17 protein-coding genes and 2 pseudogenes are annotated in these 21,335 nt (G+C 71.6%); 6 read left to right on the top strand and 13 right to left on the bottom strand.

The features are described 5' to 3' along the window. Nucleotides 1-9 precede the first annotated feature (9 nt). Nucleotides 10-780, top strand: a complete 771-nt coding sequence (locus EXU32_RS15910) for an SDR family oxidoreductase (RefSeq protein ID WP_130630791.1) — start codon at nt 10-12, stop codon at nt 778-780. Between the two features lies 1 nt (nt 781). Beyond that, nucleotides 782-1,807, top strand: coding sequence for a Gfo/Idh/MocA family protein (locus EXU32_RS15905; RefSeq protein WP_130630790.1), 1,026 nt, complete (start codon nt 782-784; stop codon nt 1,805-1,807). Nucleotides 1,808-1,826: 19 nt separating this feature from the next. Here EXU32_RS15905 and EXU32_RS15900 read toward each other — a convergent pair whose 3' ends face one another. Beyond that, nucleotides 1,827-3,050, bottom strand: a complete 1,224-nt coding sequence (locus EXU32_RS15900) for an NAD(P)/FAD-dependent oxidoreductase (RefSeq protein ID WP_207233828.1) — start codon at nt 3,048-3,050, stop codon at nt 1,827-1,829. A 187-nt stretch (nt 3,051-3,237) separates the two neighbouring features. Here EXU32_RS15900 and EXU32_RS15895 point away from each other — a divergent pair, with 187 nt between their 5' ends. Then, nucleotides 3,238-4,047, top strand: coding sequence for an alpha/beta hydrolase (locus EXU32_RS15895; protein WP_130630789.1), 810 nt, complete (start codon nt 3,238-3,240; stop codon nt 4,045-4,047). A 198-nt stretch (nt 4,048-4,245) separates the two neighbouring features. On the opposite strand, the gene EXU32_RS15890 is transcribed toward EXU32_RS15895, so the two are convergent. From EXU32_RS15890 to EXU32_RS15875, 4 genes and pseudogenes are all read right to left on the bottom strand, one after another. Further along, on the bottom strand, nt 4,246-5,757 hold the full coding sequence (locus EXU32_RS15890; RefSeq protein ID WP_130630788.1) for a CoA-acylating methylmalonate-semialdehyde dehydrogenase: 1,512 nt from the start codon (nt 5,755-5,757) through the stop codon (nt 4,246-4,248). Between the two features lie 86 nt (nt 5,758-5,843). Next, nucleotides 5,844-7,289, bottom strand: a complete 1,446-nt coding sequence (locus EXU32_RS15885) for an MFS transporter (RefSeq protein ID WP_130630787.1) — start codon at nt 7,287-7,289, stop codon at nt 5,844-5,846. 43 nt (nt 7,290-7,332) lie between these two features. After that, on the bottom strand, nt 7,333-8,229 hold the full coding sequence (locus tag EXU32_RS15880; RefSeq protein ID WP_130630786.1) for a carbohydrate kinase family protein: 897 nt from the start codon (nt 8,227-8,229) through the stop codon (nt 7,333-7,335). Nucleotides 8,230-8,235: 6 nt separating this feature from the next. Then, a pseudogene (locus EXU32_RS15875) lies at nt 8,236-9,146 on the bottom strand (pseudouridine-5'-phosphate glycosidase). Between the two features lie 102 nt (nt 9,147-9,248). Between EXU32_RS15875 and EXU32_RS15870 the strand changes: the two are divergent. Together EXU32_RS15870 and EXU32_RS17250 are read left to right on the top strand one after the other, a co-directional pair. Continuing rightward, nucleotides 9,249-9,869, top strand: coding sequence for a LysR family transcriptional regulator (locus tag EXU32_RS15870; protein WP_130630785.1), 621 nt, complete (start codon nt 9,249-9,251; stop codon nt 9,867-9,869). Nucleotides 9,870-9,895: 26 nt separating this feature from the next. Next, a pseudogene (locus EXU32_RS17250) lies at nt 9,896-10,156 on the top strand (hypothetical protein); the annotation flags it as partial. Between the two features lie 28 nt (nt 10,157-10,184). On the opposite strand, the gene EXU32_RS15860 reads toward EXU32_RS17250, so the two are convergent. From EXU32_RS15860 to EXU32_RS15840, 5 genes are read right to left on the bottom strand one after another with little or no spacing between them, the layout of a single operon-like run. Next, nucleotides 10,185-11,039 (bottom strand): CoA transferase, encoded by an 855-nt coding sequence (locus tag EXU32_RS15860; protein ID WP_130630783.1) that lies wholly within the window; start codon nt 11,037-11,039, stop codon nt 10,185-10,187. Between the two features lie 52 nt (nt 11,040-11,091). After that, nucleotides 11,092-11,682 carry a TetR/AcrR family transcriptional regulator gene (locus EXU32_RS15855; protein ID WP_130630782.1) on the bottom strand — a complete coding sequence of 197 codons (591 nt, stop codon included), beginning with the start codon at nt 11,680-11,682 and terminating at the stop codon, nt 11,092-11,094. Next, complete coding sequence (locus tag EXU32_RS15850) at nt 11,679-13,499, bottom strand: AMP-dependent synthetase/ligase (protein ID WP_130630781.1); 1,821 nt, start codon at nt 13,497-13,499, stop codon at nt 11,679-11,681. Before EXU32_RS15850 ends, EXU32_RS15855 begins: the two co-directional genes overlap by 4 nt. After that, nucleotides 13,496-15,673, bottom strand: coding sequence for a 3-hydroxyacyl-CoA dehydrogenase NAD-binding domain-containing protein (locus EXU32_RS15845; RefSeq protein ID WP_130630780.1), 2,178 nt, complete (start codon nt 15,671-15,673; stop codon nt 13,496-13,498). Before EXU32_RS15845 ends, EXU32_RS15850 begins: the two co-directional genes overlap by 4 nt. Before the next feature lie 17 nt (nt 15,674-15,690). Further along, a complete protein-coding gene (locus EXU32_RS15840; protein ID WP_130630779.1) occupies nt 15,691-16,905 on the bottom strand; it encodes an acetyl-CoA C-acetyltransferase in 1,215 nt (404 codons plus the stop codon). A 133-nt stretch (nt 16,906-17,038) separates the two neighbouring features. Here EXU32_RS15840 and EXU32_RS15835 point away from each other — a divergent pair, with 133 nt between their 5' ends. Beyond that, nucleotides 17,039-18,196 (top strand): acyl-CoA dehydrogenase family protein, encoded by a 1,158-nt coding sequence (locus EXU32_RS15835; RefSeq protein WP_130630778.1) that lies wholly within the window; start codon nt 17,039-17,041, stop codon nt 18,194-18,196. Between the two features lie 49 nt (nt 18,197-18,245). Here the strand turns inward: EXU32_RS15835 and EXU32_RS15830 are convergent, their stop codons facing one another. From EXU32_RS15830 to EXU32_RS15820, 3 genes are read right to left on the bottom strand one after another with little or no spacing between them, the layout of a single operon-like run. Next, complete coding sequence (locus EXU32_RS15830; RefSeq protein WP_165399710.1) at nt 18,246-19,391, bottom strand: thiolase family protein; 1,146 nt, start codon at nt 19,389-19,391, stop codon at nt 18,246-18,248. Then, entirely contained in the window at nt 19,384-19,794 is a 411-nt protein-coding gene (locus tag EXU32_RS15825) for a Zn-ribbon domain-containing OB-fold protein (protein WP_130630776.1), read from the bottom strand. The genes EXU32_RS15830 and EXU32_RS15825 overlap by 8 nt, the downstream gene beginning before the upstream one ends. Next, entirely contained in the window at nt 19,791-21,314 is a 1,524-nt protein-coding gene (locus EXU32_RS15820; protein ID WP_130630775.1) for a class I adenylate-forming enzyme family protein, read from the bottom strand. The genes EXU32_RS15825 and EXU32_RS15820 overlap by 4 nt, the downstream gene beginning before the upstream one ends. Nucleotides 21,315-21,335 lie beyond the last annotated feature (21 nt).

The following is a 21,335-nucleotide window of genomic DNA, read 5'->3' as shown; positions in this document are numbered from 1 at the left end:
TACAACTAGATGCAGGAGCTGCTCACCGACAAGGTCGTCGTCATCGTCGGCGGTACGTCCGGACTCGGCGCCGGCATCGCCGCCGCTGCCGTCCGCGAGGGCGCCTCCGTCGTCGTCACCGGCCGCCGCCCAGAGCCCGGGGAGGCCCTCGTCGACGAGCTCGGCGAGTCCGTCAGCGCCGTCACGGGGAATGTGTCCGACCCCGAGCAGGCGAAGGGGGTCGTGGCGGCGGCCAGCGAGCGGTACGGCCGCATCGACTGCCTCGTCAACTGCGCCGGCCTCACCGACCGCGGGTCGATCCTCGACACGACGCCCGAGCTCTTCGACCGGCAGGTCGCGACCAACCTGCGCGGTCCCTTCTTCACCATGCAGGCCGCGATCGCGGACATGACCTCCCGCGGCGAGCCCGGCACGATCGTCAACATCTCGAGCATCAGCGCGCGGGGCGGGCAGCCCTTCCTGGCGCCCTATGTCGCCGCCAAGGCCGGCCTGATGGGTCTGACCAAGAACGTCGCCCACGCCCACAAGCACGACCGGATCCGGGTCAACGCCCTCAACATCGGGTGGACCGAGACCTCTGGCGAGGACGAGACCCAGCGACGCTGGCACGGCGCTGGCGACGACTGGGTGGAGCAGGCCAACGCGCGCCTGCCCATGGGCAAGCTCGGGCAGGTCGACGAGATCGCGGACGCGGTCGTCTTCCTGCTCTCGGACCGCAGCGGCGTCGTCACCGGCTCCGTCATCGACTGGGACCAGCAGGTCATCGGAGGACAGGACTGAGATGCGCATCGGACTCATCGGACTCGGGCGCATCGGCGCCTTCCACGCCACGACCCTCGCGGGGCTCGAGCACGTCGAGGAGCTCGTCGTCACCGACCCCGTGTCGGCGGCGGTCGACGCGGTGATCGGTCGCATCGGCAAGGCCCGCGCGGTCGCCGACCCGGCCGCCCTGCTCGCCGACGGGCTCGACGGTGTCGTCATCGCCGCTGCCACCGCCGCGCACGCCGACCTCATCCGCGCCGCCGTCGCGCAGGGAGTCCCCGCCCTGTGCGAGAAGCCCATCGCCGGGACCCTCGCCGACGCCCTGGCCGTCGAGGCGGCGGTCGCCGAGAGCGACGTGCCCGTGCAGATCGGCTACCCACGGCGCTTCGACCCGGCATTCGTCGCGGCGCGCGACGCGGTGCGGTCGGGCGCGCTCGGTCGGATCACGACGGTCCGCTCCACCACGTTGGACCCGGCTCCCCCGCCGGCCGCCTACCTCGCCGGGAGCGGCGGGGTCTTCCGCGACTGTTCGGTGCACGACTTCGACGCGGTGCGCTGGGTGACCGGTCAGGAGGTCGTCGAGGTCTACGCCACTGGCGCGGTCGACCCGGACGCCCCGCACGAGATGTACGCGGCGCACGGCGACCACTCCACGGTCTCGGCGCTGCTCACCCTCTCCGACGGCACGATCGGCGTCGTGTCCAACACCCGCACCAACGGCCGCGGATACGACGTGCGGCTCGAGGTGCACGGGGTCAAGGACGCGGTGGCCGCAGGACTGGACGAGGGGCTCCCCCTTCGCTCCACGCAGCCGGGGATCAGCTGGCCGAGCGGTCCGGCCCACGAGTTCTTCATGGACCGCCTGGCCGAGGCCTTCCGCATCGAGATGGGCGTCTTCACGCAGGTCGCGGCGGGCGAGGTCGACAACCCGTGCACCGTGGCCGACGCGATGGGCACCACGTGGACTGCCGAGGCGGCCACCCTCTCGGCCGCGGAGCACCGGCCGGTGACGATCGAGGAGGTCCGCGCCGCCAGCGGCGCCTGAGTCACCGCAGGGAGCCCTGTCACCGCAGGGAGCGAAGGGCGACCCCCGGGTCCGCGAGTGCCGCGGGGTCGGGGGTCGCGTGCGTCGCGATGAGCTGCTCGGCGACGCGGATGTCCTTGGCGACGACCGGGCCCCGGCCGAGCGAGGTGGCCGCGACGAGCCGCCCGTCGCCGTCGAGACCGAAGTGGATCAGCGATCCGTCCTCGCGGCGACGCACGACCTCGTCGACGGCGGTCGTCGGCAGGCCGGCGGTCTGCAGCATCTGGTCGTACTGGTCGGACCAAAACCAGGGGACGGCGACGTGCGGCTCCTGCCCACCCGTCATCGACGCGGCGACGGTGACCGCCTGGTCGTGGGCGCTGCGCCAGGACTCGACGCGCACCCGGTGACCGCTGCGGGCGTCGGGGAAGGCCGCGCAGTCCCCCGCTGCCCAGACCCGCGGGTCGCTCGTCCGCAGCTGCTCGTCGACGACGATGCCGTCCTCGACGAGCAGCCCTGCCGCAGCGGCGATCTCGGTGTGCGGGGCGGCTCCGACACCGGCGACGACCGTGTCCACGTCGAGGCTCTCGCCGGTGGAGAGACTGGCGAGCAACCCTCCCTCGTGCCGCTCCACGGCGGTGACGGTCGTGCCCGTGCGCACCTCGACCCCGTGCGCCGCGTGCAGCGCGACGACCTGCTCGGCGACGACCGGCGGGACCATCCGGGCCAGGGCACGCTCGGCGGCCTCGACGACGACGACCTCCATGCCCCGTTCGCGGGCTCCCGCCGCGATCTCCAGGCCGATGAAGCCCGCACCGATGACGAGCAGCCGCCCGCCCCTGCTCACGAGGTCACGCAGCGTGGCGGCGTCGGAGTGGGTGCGCAGGTAGTGCACGTGATCGAGACCCAGCCGGCGCGGCCCCGCGCCGGTCGCGAGCAGCAGCCGGTCGTAGGGCACGGGCCCGTCGGTGGTCTCGACGGTCCGCGCCTCGCGGTCCATGCCGGTGACGTCCACCCCGAGACGAAGGGCGACCCCCGCCTCGGCCAGCGCCTCCGCCGTCCACGGGTGGACCAGCTCGGCGTCGTCGGCGGCCAGGGCCGCCTTGGAGAGGGGCGGGCGCTCGTAGGCGATGACGTCTTCACGGCCGAGCAGGGTGATCGCGCCGGTGAAGCCGCGCTCGCGCAGCGCCATCGCCGCCCGGGTGCCGCATTCGCCGGCACCGACGACGACGATCCGCTCCGGCCCGCGCATGCTCTCGCTCATGACCCGACCTTCGCACAGGGCCCGACGGCGGTCACGCGCGCGCCACGCGGCGACGTCGAGGACATGTCACCGCTCGACGAGAGTGCCGTGTGCTCCGGGATCGCTCGCCGCTGGCCGGACATCCGCCCCTTCGACCGGCTGCGCTGACATACTGGAGCCGGACACCGACGTCATGCAGGAGGACCCCGTGAGCACCATCCCGCCCGAGGACATCGACACCCAGGGCCACGCCGGCCTGCTCATCGGCTCGCAGTGGAGCCCGCCCGGCGACCCGACGTGGGTCGCGGTCATCGCGCACGGCTACGGCGAGCACATCGGGCGCTACCAGTGGGTGGCCGAGCGGCTCACCGCCGACGGCGCCGTCGTCTACGGGCACGACCACGTCGGCCACGGGCGCAGCGAGGGCGAGCGGGTGCTGATCGAGGACTTCGAGCGGGTCGTCGACGACCTGCACCTGCTCGTGCAGCGTGCCCACGTAGAGCACCCCGACCTGCCGCTCGTGCTCATCGGCCACTCGATGGGCGGCATGATCGCCGCCCGCTACACCCAGCGCCACCCCGAGAGCCTCACCGCGACCGTGCTCTCCGGCCCGGTGCTCGGCTCGTGGGAGCCGACCGCCCTGGCCGACCTCGACGAGATCCCGCCGACGCCGATCGACATCACGACCCTGAGCCGCGACCCCGACGTCGGGCGCGCCTACGAGGCCGACGAGCTCGTCTGGCACGGCGACTTCACGCGGCCCACCCTCCTCGCGCTGCGCGCCTGCCTCGAGACGATCACCGCGGGTGGGCGCCTGCAGGTCCCGACGATCTGGCTGCACGGCGCCGACGACCAGCTCGTCCCGATCGACCGCTCCGACGAGGGCTGGGCACACATCGCCCCCGACGGCGCCCCGTCGAAGCGCTACCCCGGCGCCCGCCACGAGATCTTCAACGAGACCAACCGCGAAGAGGTCCTCGACGACGTCCTCGCCTTCGTGCACGAGCACATCGGCTGATCGGGCTCCCCGGACGAAGGGAGCCGTCGAGCCACTTCGGTCGAAGGGTGGACGGGGTCGAGCCTGACGGCGTTGGTGTCACCTGGCCCCCCGGAGAGAGGCAACCGGGTGACACCAACGCTGCCGGGTGGCGATAACGCTGCCAGCCAGGCCGCTCACCCGCCCTCGCTGACGCTCGGTCGGCGCGCCGCGCCGTCGTCAGTCGTTTTGCGGGAACCCGAGGTTGAGGCCCCCGTGGCTCGGGTCGAGCCAGCGCTGGGTGACCGCCTTGGTGCGGGTGAAGAAGTGCACGCCCTCGATGCCGTGGGCGTGGGTGTCGCCGAAGAGGCTGTTCTTCCACCCACCGAAGGAGTAGTAGGCCATCGGCGTGGGGATCGGCACGTTGATGCCGACCATCCCGACCTCGACCTCGTGCTGGAAGCGCCGCGCTGCCCCACCGTCGTTGGTGAAGATCGTCGTGCCGTTGCCGTAGGGGTTGTCGTTGATCAACTGCAGGCCCTCGTCGTAGGAGCCCACCCGCACGACCGAGAGCACCGGGCCGAAGATCTCGTCCGTGTAGATCGACATCTGCGGCGTCACCCGGTCGAAGAGCGTCGGCTTGAGGAAGAAGCCCCCACCCAGGTCGCCCGCACCCTCGCGCCCGTCGATGACGAGCTCCGCGCCGGCCGCGACGCCCTCCTCGACGTAGCCGGTCACCTTGTCCAGATGGGCCCGGGTGACGAGCGGCCCCATGTCGCTCTCGCCCATGCCGTCGCCGGTGCGCAGGGTCCGGGTGCGCTCGGCGATCTTGGCGACGAGCTCGTCCGCGACCGACTCGGTCGCGAGCACGACCGAGATCGCCATGCAGCGCTCGCCCGCGGCGCCGTAGCCCGCCGACACGGCAGCGTCGGCGGCGAGGTCGAGGTCGGCGTCGGGCAGGACGAGCATGTGGTTCTTCGCGCCTCCGAGTGCCTGCACCCGCTTGCCGGCCGCCACGCCGCGCTCGTAGACGTAGCGCGCGATGGGCGTCGACCCGACGAAGGAGATCGCCTTGACGTCGGGGTGGTCGAGCAGCGCGTCGACCGCCTCCTTGTCACCGTGCACGACATTCATCACCCCGTCGGGCAGACCGGCCTCGCGCCACAGGTCGGCGATGAGGTTGACGGCGGTCGGGTCCTTCTCGCTCGGCTTGATGACGACGGCATTGCCCGTGGCCACGGCGATCGGGACGAACCACAGCGGCACCATCGCCGGGAAGTTGAAGGGTGAGATGACCCCGACGACGCCCAGCGGCTGGAGGATCGAGTAGGCGTCGACGCCGGTCGACACGTTTTCCGAGAAGCCACCCTTGAGCAGCTGCGGGATGCCGCAGGCGAACTCCACGACCTCCTGGCCACGAGAGATCTCCGCCATGGCGTCGTCGTGGGTCTTGCCGTGCTCGGCCGTGATGACGCGCGCGATCTCGTCCGTGCGCTCCTCGAGCAGCTGACGGAAGGCGAAGAGCACGCGCACCCGCTTGGCGAGCGAGACGTGCCGCCAGTCCTGCCACGCCGTCTGCGCCCGGGTGACGACCGCGTCGACGACCTCGGCGCTCGCCAGGTCGAGGACGCCCGTGACCTCACCCGTCGCGGGGTTGAAGACCTCGGAGGTGCGCGTGGCCTCCCCCTCCCACGACGAGTGGCCGACGCGGTGGGTGATCCGACCGGGAGCGGTGCGGGCGGAGACGCTCATCTGTGCCCTCCTTTGGGCAAAGCGGGGATTTGTCCTTACATGCTAACAAGACAAGCCCGGCGCGTCACCCCTTCGCACGGGTCCGATCAGGCGGGCGAAGGGGGGTCCTCCCCTCCGCCGTCCGCCTCGTCCGGGCGGGGGATGAGGAGGGACAGACCGAGGGCGAGGACGAGGAGGACCGCACCCGTGAGGATCCCGGCGCGGTAGCCGGCGGCCGTACCCACGGCCGAGCCCACCGCGGTGTCGACCCCGAAGAGGAGCGCGAAGCTCAGCCCGGCGCCGAGGTTGAAGGCGCCGGAGTTCATCCCCGGCAGGTATCCTTGGTTGTCGCGGGGGCTCAGCACGACCCCGAGACCGTTGAGCATGATGTTGCACGTGCCGGCGTAGCCGAGACCGACGACGACGAAGACTCCCAGCAGCAGCGCCGGCGTAAGCGACTCGACGAGGAGCGCGGTCCCGACGAGCGCCGCGATGCTCACCCCGAGCCCGACGCGCAGCACCCGCGCGTAGCCGAAGCGGGCGGCCAGCTGCCCGGCGACGGGGCCCATGACGAGCCCCGCGAGCGCATACGGCGTGAGCGTCCACCACGACACCACGTCGGCGCCGAGGGCGATGCCGGCGCCCGGGTCCTGGGCGATGTTGGGCAGCAGGCCGTTCATCACCGCAAAGACGCCGGACATCGTCAGCAGGGTCGTCCCGAGCAGCGCCCAGGTGCGTCGCTGCCGGAGGTGACCGGTCGTGACGAGCGGGTGGGCGACCCGCTGCTCGAGCTGCCAGAAGACGGCGAAGGCGACGGCCGCCACGACCACCAGGGCGAGGACCACCAGCCAGCGGGCGTCGGCGACCTTGCCGGCCTCGTCGAGGGCGAAGTAGAGCGCCGCGAGGACGACGACGAGCGCGGTGACCCCCGTCCAGTCCATGGGCATCGTGCGCTCCGAGCGGGACTCCCGGGTCCCGAGCGCGACCGCCACGAGGGCGATGACGCTCACAGCGGCCATGGCCCAGAAGACCGAGCGAAACCCCCAGCTCGCCGCGAGCCACCCTCCCGCGAGCGCGTCCACGCCGGCGATGCCGCCGTTGACCGCGGTGAGCACCGCCATGAGCTGGGCGTAGCGCCGCGCGTCGGGCACCTGCACGCGCAGCATGATCAGGGCCATCGGGACGATCGGGCCGGAGATGCCCATGACGACGCGTCCGGGGCCGAGCACCCCGACCGACGGCGCGAGCGCCGACACGACGCTGCCGACGGTGGTCACCGCGAGCATGCCGAGCATCAGCCGCTTGCGGCCGACGAGGTCGCCCCAGCGCGGCAGGAAGAGGGAGAAGAGCGCCGCGGAGGCGAAGAAGGCGGTCTGCGTCACGCCCACCTGGGCCGACGTCGCCTCGAGCTCTCGCTCCATCGTCGCGAGCACGGGCGAGAGCATCGACGCGCTGAGCTGGAAGGCGAAGATCGCCGACAACAGGGCGGCCATCAGACCGACCACCCCGCTCCCCGTGGTCGTGGGGCGGGCATCGGGCGTGGTCGTGGTCATGCGCGGCACCTCTTCCTCGAGAGCGGCGGTGGGGTGGGGCGGATCAGGCGCGCGAAGGGGGTGTGTGCGGCCCCTCGGTCGCCCCCGGGTGGGCGAGCACCCCCCGGGAGAGGCCATGACCGGACTGGACGGCCTCCTCGAGGCCGGCTCCGGTGAGCACGGCGGTGAGGAAGCCGGCGTTGAAGGCGTCCCCGGCGCCGGTCATGTCGCGGACGTCGTCGACGGGCTCCACGGGGACGGTCGCGACGACCTGACCGCCGCGGAAGATGCGGGTGGGGTCCTGGCCGGCGCGGGCGAGCACGACCGTGCCGGGCAGGTCGAGGGCGAGCGGCCCCGGCCCGTCGCCCTCGACGAGCCGCAGCAGGGCGGTCTCGTCCTCGTTGGCCGAGATGAAGTCGGGCGCGAGGCTGCGCACGAGGTCGGTGAAGGCCGCGCGGCCGTGCAGCTCGATCATGCCGGTGGACGACAGGTCGAAGGAGATGCGGCCACCTCCCGCGCGCACCCGACGGGCGGCGTCGAGGACGCTGGCGGCCGACGGCTCGCTCGCGAGCGAGTAGCCGGTGATGTGGAGGATCTCGAGGTCCTCGAGCCACGCGTCGTCGACGTGCTCGATGAGGGCCGACTCTCCGCGGGAGGGAAACATCATCCGCTCGCCGCGGTCGTCGATGAGCACGACGATCATGCCGGTCATCGCCCCGACCTGGAGGCGCACGTCGACGCCTCGGTCCTCGAGCTCGCGGCGCACCGCGTAGCCCCCGATGTCGTCACCGACGCGCCCGATGAACCGCGTCGGGTGCCGTGGCCCGGCGAAGGCGGCGACGTTGGCCGCCGACCCGCCGCGCCGCATGGTGATCTCCGACTGCGTGTCCGTCGCCGGGCGCAACGGCTCCTGCATCCAGACCACGACGTCCTGCACGACGTCGCCGATGACGCCCAGCACGGCCGGTCAGCCCCGCGTCAGGGCGACGGCGATCTGCGACGCCAGCCGCACGTTGTTGCGGTAGAGCGCGACGTTGGCGTCGAGGCTGGCGTCGCCCGTCTCGCGGCGGATGAAGTCGAGGAGGAAGGGGGTGACCTCCTGCCCGGAGATGCCCTGCTGCTCGAGCGCGGCCCAGGCCTTCTCGATGGCCCCGTCGAGCAGCGACGGGTCGAGCTGCTCGTCGGCCGGGACGGGTTGGCCACGAGGAGGGCGGTCGTCAGGTCGAGGGCGCGCTGGGTCGCGTAGATCGTCGCGGCGTCCTGCGGGGTCTCGATGCGGTGCGGCACGGCGAAGCCGGACTCGGTGGAGTAGAAGCCCGGGTAGGCGTGGGTGCGGTAGCCGACGATCGGCACGCTCAGGCTCTCGAAGCGCTCGAGGGTGGCGTGGACGTCGAGGACGGCCTTGGCCCCGGAGCTGACGAGGACGATCGGGTTGAGCGCGAGGGCGAGCAGGTCGGCGGACTCGTCGAAGTTGGTCGACGCACCGTGGTGGACGCCGCCGAGGCCGCCGGTGGCGAAGACCTTGACTCCGGCGCGGTGGGCGAGGAGCGAGGTGGCGGCGATGGTCGTGCCGGCGTTCTTGCGGTTGACCGCGCCGATCGGCAGCTCGCGGATGCCCGACTTGAGGACGTCGTCGTCCTGGCTGAGCTCGACGATCTCGTCACGGGTCAGGCCGACGACCGGCTCACCGTGGACGACCCCGATGGTGGCCGGCACGGCGCCGGCGTCGCGGACGATCTGCTCGGCCTCCTCGGCGACCTCGACGTTGCGCGGGCGGGGCAGACCGTGGGTGAAGATCGTCGACTCGAGGGCCACGACGGGGCTGCCGGCGGTGACGGCCTCCTGCACCTCGGCGGCGACGCGGACGAAGGGGGTCATGGCACTCCTCGGGACGGGGACGAAGGGGGTCTGACCCCACCGTAGGAAGGCGCACCGCGACGAACCAGACCCAGGTCGGTATCGAGTCATAGGCTGACACCTATGCAGTTCACGCTCCGCCGGCTCACGGTCTTCGCGACGCTCGCGCGCACGGGGCACTTCGGGCGGGCGGCCGACGAGCTGGGGCTGGCCCAACCGACGGTCAGCGGGGAGGTCCGCGGGCTCGAGCGCACCCTCGGCGTGCGGCTCTTCGACCGGTCGCGTGCCGGCACGACGCTCACACCTGCCGGCCGGGAGCTGCTGCCCGCCGCGCAGGAGGTCCTCGCGGCCGCGCGCCGGCTCGAGGCGGGCGTCGCCCGGGTCCGGGCGACCCGTGAGGTCGTGCGCCTCGCCGCGTCACCCAGCCTGGTCAACCGGGTCGTGCCCGAGGCCCTGCGCGCGGTCGGCGCTCTGACGAGGGCCCGCTCGTCGAGGTCGTCGAGGTCCTCACCGGCGAGGTCTCTGCCGCCCTGGCCTCCGGGGAGGCGGAGGTCGGCATCGGGCACCTCGTCGACCGCGTCCCGGGGACCAAGCGGGCGACCCTCGGCGCCGACGAGCTGTGCGTGCTCGCGGCACGTGAGCGCATCGGCACCGGCGAGGCGGCGGACCTGGCGGCCCTCGACGACCTGCGGCTGCTCATCTAGCCGCGCGAGCAGAACCCCGAGTACCACGACCTCGTCCTAGGAGCCTGCCGGGACAACGGCGTCGACCCGCAGGTCGTCGAGTCCGCGACCCGGTTCTCCGGGTCCTACTCGTACCTGCTGACCGACGGGCAGGCCTTCGCCCTCGTGCCGACCGACTACGCCCGGGAGGCCCCGGCCAGCCTGGCCTGGGCCCCCCTTCGTCGTCCGGCGCGGCTACCGCTCCACGTGACCTGGCGCCACGACCCGACCCCGGGCGCGCAGGTGCTGCTCGAGGCCCTCGCGCGCACCGTCCGCGCGACGTCCTTCCCGGCGTCCTCGAGACCCTGATCGCGGCCACCCGCGGGCCGGCGATGCCTCAGCCGTCGGCGCTATCGACGACGACGATCGGGATGTCGTGCTCGTCGGCCACCGCGGCCCACTCCTGCGCCGTCCTCTCGGCGAAGGCGGCACCGAGCCGCTCATGGGTGCACTCCTGCGCAGACAGCCCGAGGAGCGAGAGCAGGTTGTGCGTGAAGTGCGACTCGAGAGCGGCGAGCGCGATCTGGCCGTCGGCCGTGTCGTGGATCGCGTAGACGGGCAGTCCGCCGCCGAGGAGCTGCCCGGGGCCGGTCAGACCTGCGCGCAGCGGGCCCGAGAGGGTGTGCGCGAGGTCGGACAGGGCCACCTCCCGACGGATGCCCTCGCCCAGGCGGGCGCGGGCCAGGAGCGCCGCCGACGCCTCGGCCGCAGCGCGCTCCGCGCCGCTCAGGTCGATCATCGCCGTCCTGGGCATGCTGCCGGTCACGAGCAGCCCGCTGCTCGCCTGGTAGGTGAGGTCGTGCCCGGGGACCTCCGCGCGCTCACCCGGGTACCCGACGATGTCGATCTGGCAGACCTGCGGGTGTCGGGCGTGCACGCTCGCGAAGTTCAGGTCGAGACGTCGCAGGGCGGACGGCCGGGAGGAGGTCACGAAGACATCGGCGGTCGCCAGCAGGGCGTCGAGCTCGGCGCGACCCTCCTGCGTCTTGAGGTCGAGCGTGCGCAGCTCCTGGCCGTCGTGCAGCTCCTCGAAGTACTCCCGGGCGAACTGCTGCAGCGGGTCACCGCCCGGCGGGATCACCGTGACGACCCGCGCCCCCTGGGCCGTCAGCCGCGCAGCGGCAGCGGGACCGGGCAGGTTGATGGCGATGGAGACGACGGTGACGCCCTCGAGGGGCATGGGGGTGCTCATGGTTCTCGCTTTCCGTCACCGGGTGGGGCCCGGTGCGACGAAGGGGGTGGGGTCAGTCCGCGCTGACGGTGATCCGGGCGACGGGGCGGCCGTCGGGGTCGCCGTCGAGCTGGTCCCAGACGGCATCGACGACGGGATCGATGAAGAGCTGCCCGACCTGGCCCATGAGCGTGCGCAGCACCTGGACCTTGTCGGAGCGTGACGTCGACGCGTGGCCGCTGCGACGCAGCTCCGCGACCTCACGGACGGTGAGGGCGACGATCTCGCGCAGCAGGCGGCCACCGCGACCGTCCGGCTCGATGAGGGCACGGTTGATGTACCGCACCACGGTGGGGTTGGCGCGCAGCATCTGCTGCACCGCGGCGTCCCGTGCCTCGACGACCTCGGCTGGGGTACCGATCGGCTCGACCGTGGCCAGTGCACCGGCGAAGTACGAGACGACGTAGTCGTCGACGGCCTGGCCCAGGCCCTCCTTGGTGCCGAAGTGGTGCTGGATGAGGCCGATGGTCACCCCCGCCTCAGCAGCGACCGTGCGCATCGAGACCTTGTCCTCGCCGCGCGCGGCGTAGAGCTCGAGCGTGGCGTTGCGGATCCGGGCACGTGCGGTGAGGTCCTGCTGCTGGGGCTGGGGGTGAGTGCTCATCGTCGGCGATTCTCGTACATCTCGTCGATGACGTCGTGCGTGCGCTCGGCGATGACGGAGCGCTTGATCTTCATCGTCGGGGTGAGGTCCCCGGACTCGACGGTCCACTCCTGCGGGAGCAGGCGCCACGCACGCACCGACTCCGCCCTGGAGACCTCCTGGTTGACGAGCTCGACCTGCTCCTGGATCGAGGCCAGGACCGTGGGGTGGGACGCCAGATCGGTCCCCTCCGGGATGTCGTGGGTGCGCGCCCAGGCGGGCGCGGCCTCGGCATCCAGCGTGAGGAGCGCCGCGATGAAGGGTCGGTTGTCACCGACGACCAGGGCCTGACCGATGAGAGGGTGCTGGAGCAGCCCGGCCTCGAGCACGACGGGTGCGACGTTCTTGCCACCCGCGGTGACGATGAGCTCCTTGGACCGACCGATGATCCTCAGGTAGCCGTCCTCGATGACTCCGAGGTCGCCGGTCCGGTACCACTCCCCCGTGAAGGCAGCCTGCGTGGCCTCGGGGTTGGCGTGGTACTCGGTCATCCGTGCCTGGGTGCTGATGAGGACCTCACCCAGGTCGTCGATGGCCATGCGGGTGCCCGGCGTGGGCACCCCGACGGTACCGACCCGGGTCCGGCCGGGCGGGTTGGCCGACGTCACCCCGACCTCGGTGAGGCCGTAGCCCTCGATGATCTCCAGGCCGACGCCCGCGAAGAAGTCACTGAGGTGCTCGCTCAGCGCGCTGCCGCCCGAGATGATCGTGCGGCACTCGTCGCCGAGCGCCGCGCGCAGCTTGCGGTAGACCAGCCGGTCGAAGAGCGCGTGCCGCACCCGCAGGCCGAGGCCCGGGGAGTCGGTCCGGGCCCACTCGACGGCGGTCGCCTCGGCCGCGGCGAAGACCTTGGCGCCGCGCTCTCCCTTCGCCTGGGCCGCGGCGGAGGCACTCGCGTGCACCTTTTCGAAGACCCGGGGCACCGACCCGATGTAGGTCGGGCGGTGCGTGGCGAAGGCCTGCACGAGGTGGGTCATGTCGGGCTCGTGCACGAGGACGTGGCGCGACAGCAGCGTCGAGGCCTCGATGACGCGACCGAAGATGTGCGCCAGCGGCAGCATGAGCACCGTGCTCGGCGAGTCACTGGCACTGATCCGCTCGCCGATGATCGCGAGCGGACCATCGATCCCCTGGAGGAAGCCGGAGTGGCTGATCGCGCACCCCTTGGGGCGCCCGGTCGTGCCCGAGGTGTAGACGATCGTGATGAGGTCGCTCTCCTCCACGGAGGCGGCCCGCTGGTCGAGGCGCTCCTCGTCGACGGAGGCAGCAGCCTCCTCGATCCGGGCAAGGGCGCCCTCGTCGATGACGAGGGCGTCGGGCCGGTCGACGTCGGCGAGCTCGTCGACGGCGCTGGCCGCCCGGAGCGCGGCGTCCTCCACGACCAGGAGGCTGACGCCGGCGTCGGTGAGGTTCCACTCCACCTGGGTCGGCGCCGAGGTCTCGTAGACGGGGACGACGACGATGCCGGCATAGGCGCTCGCCCAGGACAGCAGCGTCCACTCCACACGGGTGCGACTCATGATCGACAGGCGGTCGCCCCGCTCGAGCCCCAGCCCGATGAGACCACGTGCCAGGGTGCGGACCCGGTCTCGGAAACCCTCGGCGGTCAGCGACTCCCACGCCTCCAGGGGCGCCGCGGTGTCGCCGCCCGGTGGGATCCGCATGAGGACTGCCTCGGGCACCTCGGCGATCCAGTCCACGGCGAGCGGTCCCGTCCGGGGGAAGGTCTCTGCGGCGGGCCCGCCGTCGACCTCGTCGACGATGACCGGCGTGCTCATGGCCACACGCCGTCGGTGATCGCGTCGGACGCGTGGAAGCGAGCACCGTGGCGCGCCTCCAGCTCGGTGCACCGAGCACGCAGCGCGTCCGCCCCACCGGGGTAGGTCGCGAGGAACTGGCGGGGGCCACCGGTCCACGGCGGGAAGCCGAAACCGAAGATCGCGCCGATGTTGGCCTCCGCGTCGGACTCGATGACGCCCTCGTCGACGCACCGTTGCGCCTCGATCGCCTGACCGAGCAGGAACCGGTCGACGAGCTCGTCCAGATCGGGCGCAGGTTCGAGGACACTCGGAGTGGGCTGCGTGCCGAAGTGCTCGAAGAGCCCCGGCCAGAGCCCGACCCGCTTGCCGTCGGCGTAGTCGTAGAAGCCCTGCCCGGCCTGGCGACCGGTCCGCTGCAGCTCGTCGACCATCCGGTCGATGACCCGCAGGGCCCCTTCGGGCGCGGCCATCTTCGGGTCCTGCGCGGCCGCGCGCTGCGACTCGGCCATGATCTTCTGCAGGGTGATGAGGTTGAGCTCGTCGCTCAGCTGCAGCGGTGGGGCCGGGTACCCGGCGCGGCGGCCGGCCTGCTCGATGACGGAGGGAGCGATCCCTTCGTCGAGCATCGTCGCGGCCTCCATGATGTAGCGGGCGAAGACGCGCGAGGTGTAGAAGCCACGGGAGTCGTTGACGACGATCGGGGTCATCCCGATGGCCTGGGTGTAGTCCAGGGCGCGCGCCAGGGTCTCGTCGTCGGTCTGCTCGCCGCGGATGATCTCCAGCAGCGGCATCTTGTCCACGGGAGAGAAGAAGTGCAGCCCGATGAAGGCCTGCGGGCGCGTGACGGAGCCAGCGAGGCCGGTGATCGGCAGGGTCGACGTGTTGGAGCCGAGCAGGGCGTCAGGAGCGACCACCGGCTCGAGCTCACGGAAGACCTGGTCCTTCAGCTCCGGCGACTCGAAGACGGCCTCGACGACGAAGTCGCAGCCGGCGAGGTCGGCGCTGTCGGCACTCGGGTGGATCCGGGCCAGGAGCTCGTCGGCCTTGCCCTGCGTCAGACGACCCGTGGCGACAGCCGTGTCGACGAGGGTGCGCGAGTAGGCCTTGCCCTTCTCCGCCGAGGCGAGCTCGACGTCCTTGAGGACGACGTCGATCCCGGCCTTGGCGGTGACGTACGCGATGCCCGCGCCCATCATCCCGGCGCCGATGACCGCGACCTTCGTCGGACGACGCTCGGCGAAGGGGGTCCCGTCGGCCTGCGTGGGACGCGCGCCCCCGCTCGTGCAGTGCTGCATGTCGAAGAAGAAGGCCTGCACCATGTTGCGGGCCACCCGATCGCGCAGGAGGCTCACGACGTAGCGCGTCTCGATGCTCGAGGCGGTGTCGACGTCGACCTTGGCGCCCTCGACGGCTGCCGCGAGGATCGCCTTGGGCGCGGGCATCGGGGCATTGCCGATCTGCTTGAGCAGGGTGGCGCCGAAGGACGGCAGGATCGCCGCCAGCTTCGGGCTGTCGGGCGTGCCGCCGGGCATCCGGTAGCCCTCGACGTCCCACGGGGCGGCGGCCTGCGGGTTCGCGGTGATCCACGCGATCGCCGCCGGCAGCAGGGCCTCCGGCTCGGTGACGGTCTCGTCGACCAGCCCGGCCTCGAGAGCGGCTGCCACCCGGTGACGCGCACCGGTGAGCAGGTGCTGGGTCAGGGCGCTCTGGAGGCCGAGGAGGCGCACGAGGCGCGTAACGCCACCGCCGCCCGGGAGGAGGCCGAGCTGCACCTCCGGCAAACCGATGCGGATCTTCGGGCCGTCCAGCGCGATGCGGTGGTGGCAGGCGAGGGCGATCTCGAAGCCGCCCCCCAGCGCGGTGCCGTTGATGGCCGCGACGACGGGGCGCCCGAGCGTCTCGAGACGTCGCAGGTTGCCCTTGAAGGTCTCGAACATCGCGGTGAGGTCGTCGCCGGCGTCCATGGAGGCGCGCAGCTCGACGAGGTCGGCCCCGGCGAGGAAGTCCTTCTTGGCCGAGGTCACGACGACGCCCGTGATGTCCTCCCGGCCGGCGACGATCTCGTCGACGGCTCGGGTGAGCGAGGCCTGGAAGTCCTCGCTGATGGTGTTGACGTCCTGGGTGGGGTGGTCCAGCGTCAGGACGACGATGCCGTCCTCGCGTCGCTCCAGGCGGATGTGATCGGTGGTCATGGCGTGCTCCTGGTCCGTCAGACGCGTTCGATGATCGTGGCGACGCCCATGCCGGCGCCGATGCAGAGGGTGATGAGGGCGCGCTGCTCGTCGCGCCGCTCGAGCTCGTCGAGCACGGTGTTCATGAGCATCGCTCCGGTCGCCCCGAGCGGGTGCCCCATGGCGATCGCGCCGCCGTTGACGTTGATGATCTCCTCCGAGACACCCATCTCCCGGCCGAACCAGATCGGCACGGCGGCGAAGGCCTCGTTGACCTCCCAGAGGTCGATGTCGGACACGCTCAGCCCGGCGATGTCCAGCGCCTTGCGCGAGGCGGGCACCGGGCCGCTCAGCATGATCACCGTGTCGGCGCCGCTCGTGGCGGTCGCGACGACGCGCGCCCGTGGCGTCAGGCCCATCTCCTCGCCGGCCTCCCGGGTGGCCAGGATCGACAGCGCGGCCCCGTCGACGATGCCGGAGGAGTTGCCGGGGGTGTGGATGTGGTCGATGCGCTCGGCCTGCGGGTAGCGCTGCAGCGCCACGGCGTCGAAGCCGCCCTGTGCGCCGACCGCCGCGAAAGAGGGCTTGAGGGCCCCCAGGGACTCGACCGTGGCCTCGGGCCGGACGATCTCGTCACGCTCGAGGACCAGCTGGCCGTTCATGTCGCGGACCGGGACGATCGAGCGGTCGAACCAGCCCTGGTCCCACGCGTGGGCGGCCCGCTCGTGCGAGCGCGCGGCGTAGGCGTCGACGTCCTCACGGGTGATGCCCTCGATCGTCGCGAGCAGGTCGATCGAGACGCCTTGGGGGGTGAAGCCCAGGCGCATCGAGGTCGCCGGGTCCATCGCCCAGGCGCCGCCGTCGGAGCCCATCGGCACCCGGGACATCGACTCGACACCGCCGGCGAGGACCACGTCCTCCCAGCCGGCAGCGACCTTCTCCGCGGCCGTGTTGACGGCGCTCAGCCCTGAGCCGCAGAAGCGGTTGATCTGCAGGCCCGGGACCGTGTCCGGCATCCCGGCGAGCAGTGCCGCGGTGCGTGGCAGGACCATCCCCTGGTCACCGACCGGCGAGACGATCCCGAGGACGAGGTCGGCGATCCTCCCTTCGTCGAGGCCGGGGTTGCGCTCGCGGAGCGCCTGGATCAGCCCGACGACGAGGTCGACGGGCTTGGTGCCGTGCAGTGCACCCGACGCCTTCCCCTTGCCGCGCGGGGTCCGCACGGCGTCGTAGATGTATGCGTGTGCGGCCATGTGCTGCTACCTCGTTCCCCGACTGACGTCGATGGCAGTCGTTCATGTGGTGGCGACCATACAGTTGCATGGGGAAATGAGCAATCGTATTGTCATGCTCCGAGACCACCCGTTTGACTGCCAGGAGAGCCACATGTTCGAGCCCACGCCCTACCGTTCGCCGTGGATGTCCGATGACCTCGATGACGTGCGCACGCTGGCACGCACCTTCCTCGAGCGTGAGCTCGTGCCCCACGCGGACCGGTTCACCACGCAGGGTGCGGTGGACCGTGAGTTCTGGAACAAGGCCGGCGACGCGGGCCTGCTGTGCATCTCGATCCCCGAGGAGTACGGGGGCGGCGGCACCTTCGCGCACGAGGCGGTCGTCGCCGAGGAGCAGGCCCGGGCCATCGACGACGGGTGGGCCAACCAGGTCCACAGCACGATCGTCGCGCACTACGTCCTCGCCTACGGGACCGAGGAGCAGAAGCAGCGCTGGCTGCCCAAGATGGCCTCCGGCGAGATGGTCGGCGCGATCGCGATGACCGAGCCGGGTGCCGGGTCCGACCTGCAGTCGCTGCGCACGACCGCCCGGCGGGACGGCGACGACCTCGTCATCAACGGCGCCAAGACCTTCATCTCCAACGGTCTGCATTGCGACCTCCTGATCATCGTCACGCGCACCGGTGGCGAAGGGGGGCAGGGCCTCTCCCTGGTCGTCGCCGAGACCGCAGACCTGCCCGGCTTCTCCCGGGGCCGCAAGCTGGACAAGGTCGGCCTGAGGTACCAGGACACGATGGAGCTGTTCTTCGAGGACATGCGTGTCCCGGCAGCCAACATCCTCGGCGGCGAGGCGGGCGAGGGACAGGGCTTCATCCAGCTCATGCAGCAGCTGGGTCAGGAGCGCCTGATCATCGGGCTGACGGGCGTGGCCACCGCCGAGATCGCGGTCGAGCTCGCGATCGCGTACGCCAAGGAGCGCGAGGCCTTCGGTCGCCCGATCCTGAAGTTCCAGAACCTGCGCTTCGAGCTCGCCGAGTGCAGGACCGAGACGCTCGCCGCACGCACGCTCGTCGACCACTGCATCGGCCTGCACCTGCAGGGCAAGCTCGACCCCGCCACCGCGTCGATGGCCAAGTACTACGGCACCGATGTGCAGTGCGACATCATCGACCGCTGCCTGCAGGTCTTCGGTGGCTACGGCTTCATGACCGAGTACCCCATCGGCCGCATGTACGCGTCCGCCCGCGTCCAGAAGATCTACGGCGGCACCAACGAGATCATGAAGGAGCTCATCAGCCGGACCCTCTGAGGGAAGGCCGCCCGCGCAGCGGCGGGCGGGCGGCCCCACGGCCCGACCCTCAGCGGGTGAGGACGTGGACGGACGCGGCGGCGACGTCCATGCCGTTGACCACACCACCAAGCATCTGCGCCACCCCGACGCGCGCCCCCGGCACCTGGACGTCGCCCGAGCGTCCTCTCAGCTGGTTGGTGATGTCGCAGATGGTACGCACACCGGACGCGGCCAGCGGGTGCCCGAGGGAGAGCAGGCCACCGCTGGGGTTGACCGGGATGCGACCGCCGAGCGAAGTCGCTCCAGAGCGGAGCAGGCCGACCCCGTCGCCGCGGTCGCACAGACCCAGGTCCTCGTAGTGGACGATCTCCTCGCTGGCGAAGGCATCGTGCAGCTCGACGACATCGACGTCGGAGGGTGCGACGCCCGCCTGCTCGTAGGCGGCCGCCGCCGCGCGAGCACCGGCATCCATCGAGGTGATGTCCTCGCGCAGGAAGTCCTGCTGACCGGAGACCAGGGCCGAGCCCGCGATGCGGATCGGCATCTGCGCGTGTGCGCGCGCCACCTCGGCAGAGGCCAGGACCACGGCCGCGGCACCATCGGTGTTGGGGCAGCACTGCAGCAGGGTGATCGGGTCGGCGATCATCCGCGAGCCGAGGACCTCGTCGATGGTGAAGCGCTTGCGGTACTGCGCCCGGGGGTTGAGGGCGCCGAAGTCGTGCGCCTTGACCGACACCCGGGCGAAGTCCTCGCGCCGGGCCCCGTGCGTCTCCATGAGGCGCCGCGCCTGCAGGCCGAAGAGGACCGGCATGGTCAGGCCGAGCTGACCGTCGAGGTCGTCCTTGTCCGGCGGGATGAGCCTGCCAGCCACCGGGCTCGTCGTCATCGACTCGACGCCGATGGCGATGCCGACGTCGACGAACCCGGCCGCGATGTCCTTGTAGAGGCTGCGGACCGCGGTCGAGCCTCCGGCGCAGGCGTTGTCCACGTTGACCATCTCGATGCGCGCCACCCCGAGGTCCTTCATGATCGTCTGGCTGGTCACCATCGCGTCGAAGACGCGTGACGAGAAGACCGTCTGCAGGTCCCGGGGCCTGAGACCCGCGTCGCGGATCGCCTCGACGGCAGCCTGACGACCCATCTGCGCGGCGCTGCGCTCCGGGGTCTTGCCGAAGTCGCTCTGACCGGTCCCGATGACGAAGACGTCACGCATCGAGGTCCTCCTCGGGGGTGCAGGGGGTGAACCTGTAGCCGATGACATCGGGCTGGTCCTGCGGCCACAGGGGCGCGATCTCCAGTCGCATCCGCGTGCCCGACGGGAGCGGCTCGTCGCCGGTGCTGACGATCTGGGTGAAGACCCGGACGCCGCGGGGCATGATCACGTAGCCCACGCTGTAGCCCGGCGCGAAGCCGGCCGCGCCCATGTGGACGACGGTGGCGCAGAGCAGCTCACCCGTGTCGCCGAGCGCGAAGGGGGTGACCTCCTCGCCCCCGCACTCGAGGCAGATGCTCGTGCTCGGGAAGGTGGTGCGTCCGCATGCTGCGCACTCACCCGCCAGCAGCGTCGGGCCGGTGTCGCTCTCGCGGAAGAGTCCCTCCCGGATGGGCGTGGTCATCGGGAGACGGTCTCGTCGCGCAGCACGTGCTTGAGGATCTTGCCCGAGGGGTTGCGCGGGATCTCGCGGACGATGAGCTCGCGCGGGAGCTTGTAGTCGGCGACGTGCGCGGAGGCGAACTCGCGGAGGCCGTCGAGGGTGACCCCACCCCCTTCGTGCGGGGTGACGACGGCGACGATCCGCTCGCCGAAGGTCTCGTCGGGGTGACCGATGACCGCCACGTCGGCGACGTCGGGGTGGCCCGCCAGCGCGTTCTCGACCTCGACGCTGTAGACGTTGCGCCCGCCGGTGATGATCATGTCCTTCATCCGGTCGACGATCGTCATGAAGCCGTCCGCGTCGACCCGGGCGATGTCGCCGCTGTGCAACCACCCGTCACGGATCGTGTCTGCCGTGGCCTCCGGCTGACCCCAGTACTCCTTCATCAGGGTCTCGCCTCGGTAGATGATCTCGCCGGCGGCGCCGGCAGCGACGTCCTGGCCGTCGGCGTCGACGACCCGGACCTCGCAGTTGGGGATCGGCCACCGGCCGGTCGCATCGGGACGCGCCCTGACCTCGTCGGGTGTGAGGTAGATGCCCGTCGGGCCGCCCTCGGTCTGGCCGCACAGCTGGAAGAAGTCGACGGCCGGCAGGGTCGCCGTGAGCTGCTCGACGGCCTGCGGCGGCATCGGGGCGGCGCCGAAGAACCCCAACCGCCACGCGGAGAAGTCCCGCTCGGCGAGATCCGGCAGGCGCAGCATCAGCTGGTACATCGTCGGCACACCGAGGAAGACCGTGATCCGGTGCTCCTCGAGAGCATCGGCCACGGCCTGCGGCTCGAAGGCCGGCAGCACGACATTGGTCGCACCCACCGAGATGCTGTTGAGCATGAAGAGCACGAGCTGGGCGCAGTGGTAGAGCGGCGCGACGTGCAGGTGCCGGTCCATGCCGGTCGTCCCCAGGCTGGCCATCGAGTGACCGACCCAGAGCATGCGGTGGTGGTCGAAGAGCGCCCCCTTGGCCAGCCCGGTGGTCCCCGAGGTGTAGATGATGATGCAGTCGTCGGACTCCTCCACGACCACGTCAGGGGCCGTCGACGGCTGGCTCGCCGTCTGCACACGCAGACTCGGGTAGCCCTCGAGCACGTCGAGGGCGAGCACGTGCGGCGCACGCTCGATCGGGTCGAGCTCGACGAGACCCTCGACCGCAGGCGTCATGCCGGCACCGAGCAGGAGCACCGAGGCGCCGGAGTCGGTGAGCAGGTGCCGCAGCTCAGGAGAGGTCGCTCGAGGGTTGACCGGGACGACGATCGCCCCGAGTCGGAAGACGGCATACATCGCGATGACGAAGCCGTCGCTGTTGCCGGACATCAGCGCGACACGATCCCCCTTCGTCACCCCGAGGGCGGTGAGGGCGTGCGCGTGGCGGTTGACCTCCTCGTCGAGCTGACGGTAGGTGAGCTCGCGCCCCTCGAAGACCAGCGCGGTCTTCGTCGGGTACGACGCGGCGGAGCGGGCGAGCTGTCCTGCGAGTGTTGCCATGATCGGGCCTACTTCCGTGGA

This window comes from Janibacter limosus, assembly GCF_004295485.1.
GTDB lineage: Bacteria > Actinomycetota > Actinomycetes > Actinomycetales > Dermatophilaceae > Janibacter > Janibacter limosus_A.
This window is presented reverse-complemented; position numbering and strand designations above follow the sequence as displayed.

Excerpts from the sequence above, each read along its gene's own strand:
- EXU32_RS15910 (WP_130630791.1), top strand. The coding sequence starts at position 10 with ATGCAGGAGCTGCTCACCGACAAGGTCGTCGTCATCGTCGGCGGTACG.
- EXU32_RS15905 (WP_130630790.1), top strand. The coding sequence starts at position 782 with ATGCGCATCGGACTCATCGGACTCGGGCGCATCGGCGCCTTCCACGCC.
- EXU32_RS15900 (WP_207233828.1), bottom strand. The coding sequence starts at position 3,050 with ATGAGCGAGAGCATGCGCGGGCCGGAGCGGATCGTCGTCGTCGGTGCC.
- EXU32_RS15890 (WP_130630788.1), bottom strand. The coding sequence starts at position 5,757 with ATGAGCGTCTCCGCCCGCACCGCTCCCGGTCGGATCACCCACCGCGTC.
- EXU32_RS15885 (WP_130630787.1), bottom strand. The coding sequence starts at position 7,289 with ATGACCACGACCACGCCCGATGCCCGCCCCACGACCACGGGGAGCGGG.
- EXU32_RS15870 (WP_130630785.1), top strand. The coding sequence starts at position 9,249 with ATGCAGTTCACGCTCCGCCGGCTCACGGTCTTCGCGACGCTCGCGCGC.
- EXU32_RS15860 (WP_130630783.1), bottom strand. The coding sequence starts at position 11,039 with ATGAGCACCCCCATGCCCCTCGAGGGCGTCACCGTCGTCTCCATCGCC.
- EXU32_RS15855 (WP_130630782.1), bottom strand. The coding sequence starts at position 11,682 with ATGAGCACTCACCCCCAGCCCCAGCAGCAGGACCTCACCGCACGTGCC.
- EXU32_RS15850 (WP_130630781.1), bottom strand. The coding sequence starts at position 13,499 with ATGAGCACGCCGGTCATCGTCGACGAGGTCGACGGCGGGCCCGCCGCA.
- EXU32_RS15845 (WP_130630780.1), bottom strand. The coding sequence starts at position 15,673 with ATGACCACCGATCACATCCGCCTGGAGCGACGCGAGGACGGCATCGTC.
- EXU32_RS15840 (WP_130630779.1), bottom strand. The coding sequence starts at position 16,905 with ATGGCCGCACACGCATACATCTACGACGCCGTGCGGACCCCGCGCGGC.
- EXU32_RS15835 (WP_130630778.1), top strand. The coding sequence starts at position 17,039 with ATGTTCGAGCCCACGCCCTACCGTTCGCCGTGGATGTCCGATGACCTC.
- EXU32_RS15830 (WP_165399710.1), bottom strand. The coding sequence starts at position 19,391 with ATGCGTGACGTCTTCGTCATCGGGACCGGTCAGAGCGACTTCGGCAAG.
- EXU32_RS15825 (WP_130630776.1), bottom strand. The coding sequence starts at position 19,794 with ATGACCACGCCCATCCGGGAGGGACTCTTCCGCGAGAGCGACACCGGC.
- EXU32_RS15820 (WP_130630775.1), bottom strand. The coding sequence starts at position 21,314 with ATGGCAACACTCGCAGGACAGCTCGCCCGCTCCGCCGCGTCGTACCCG.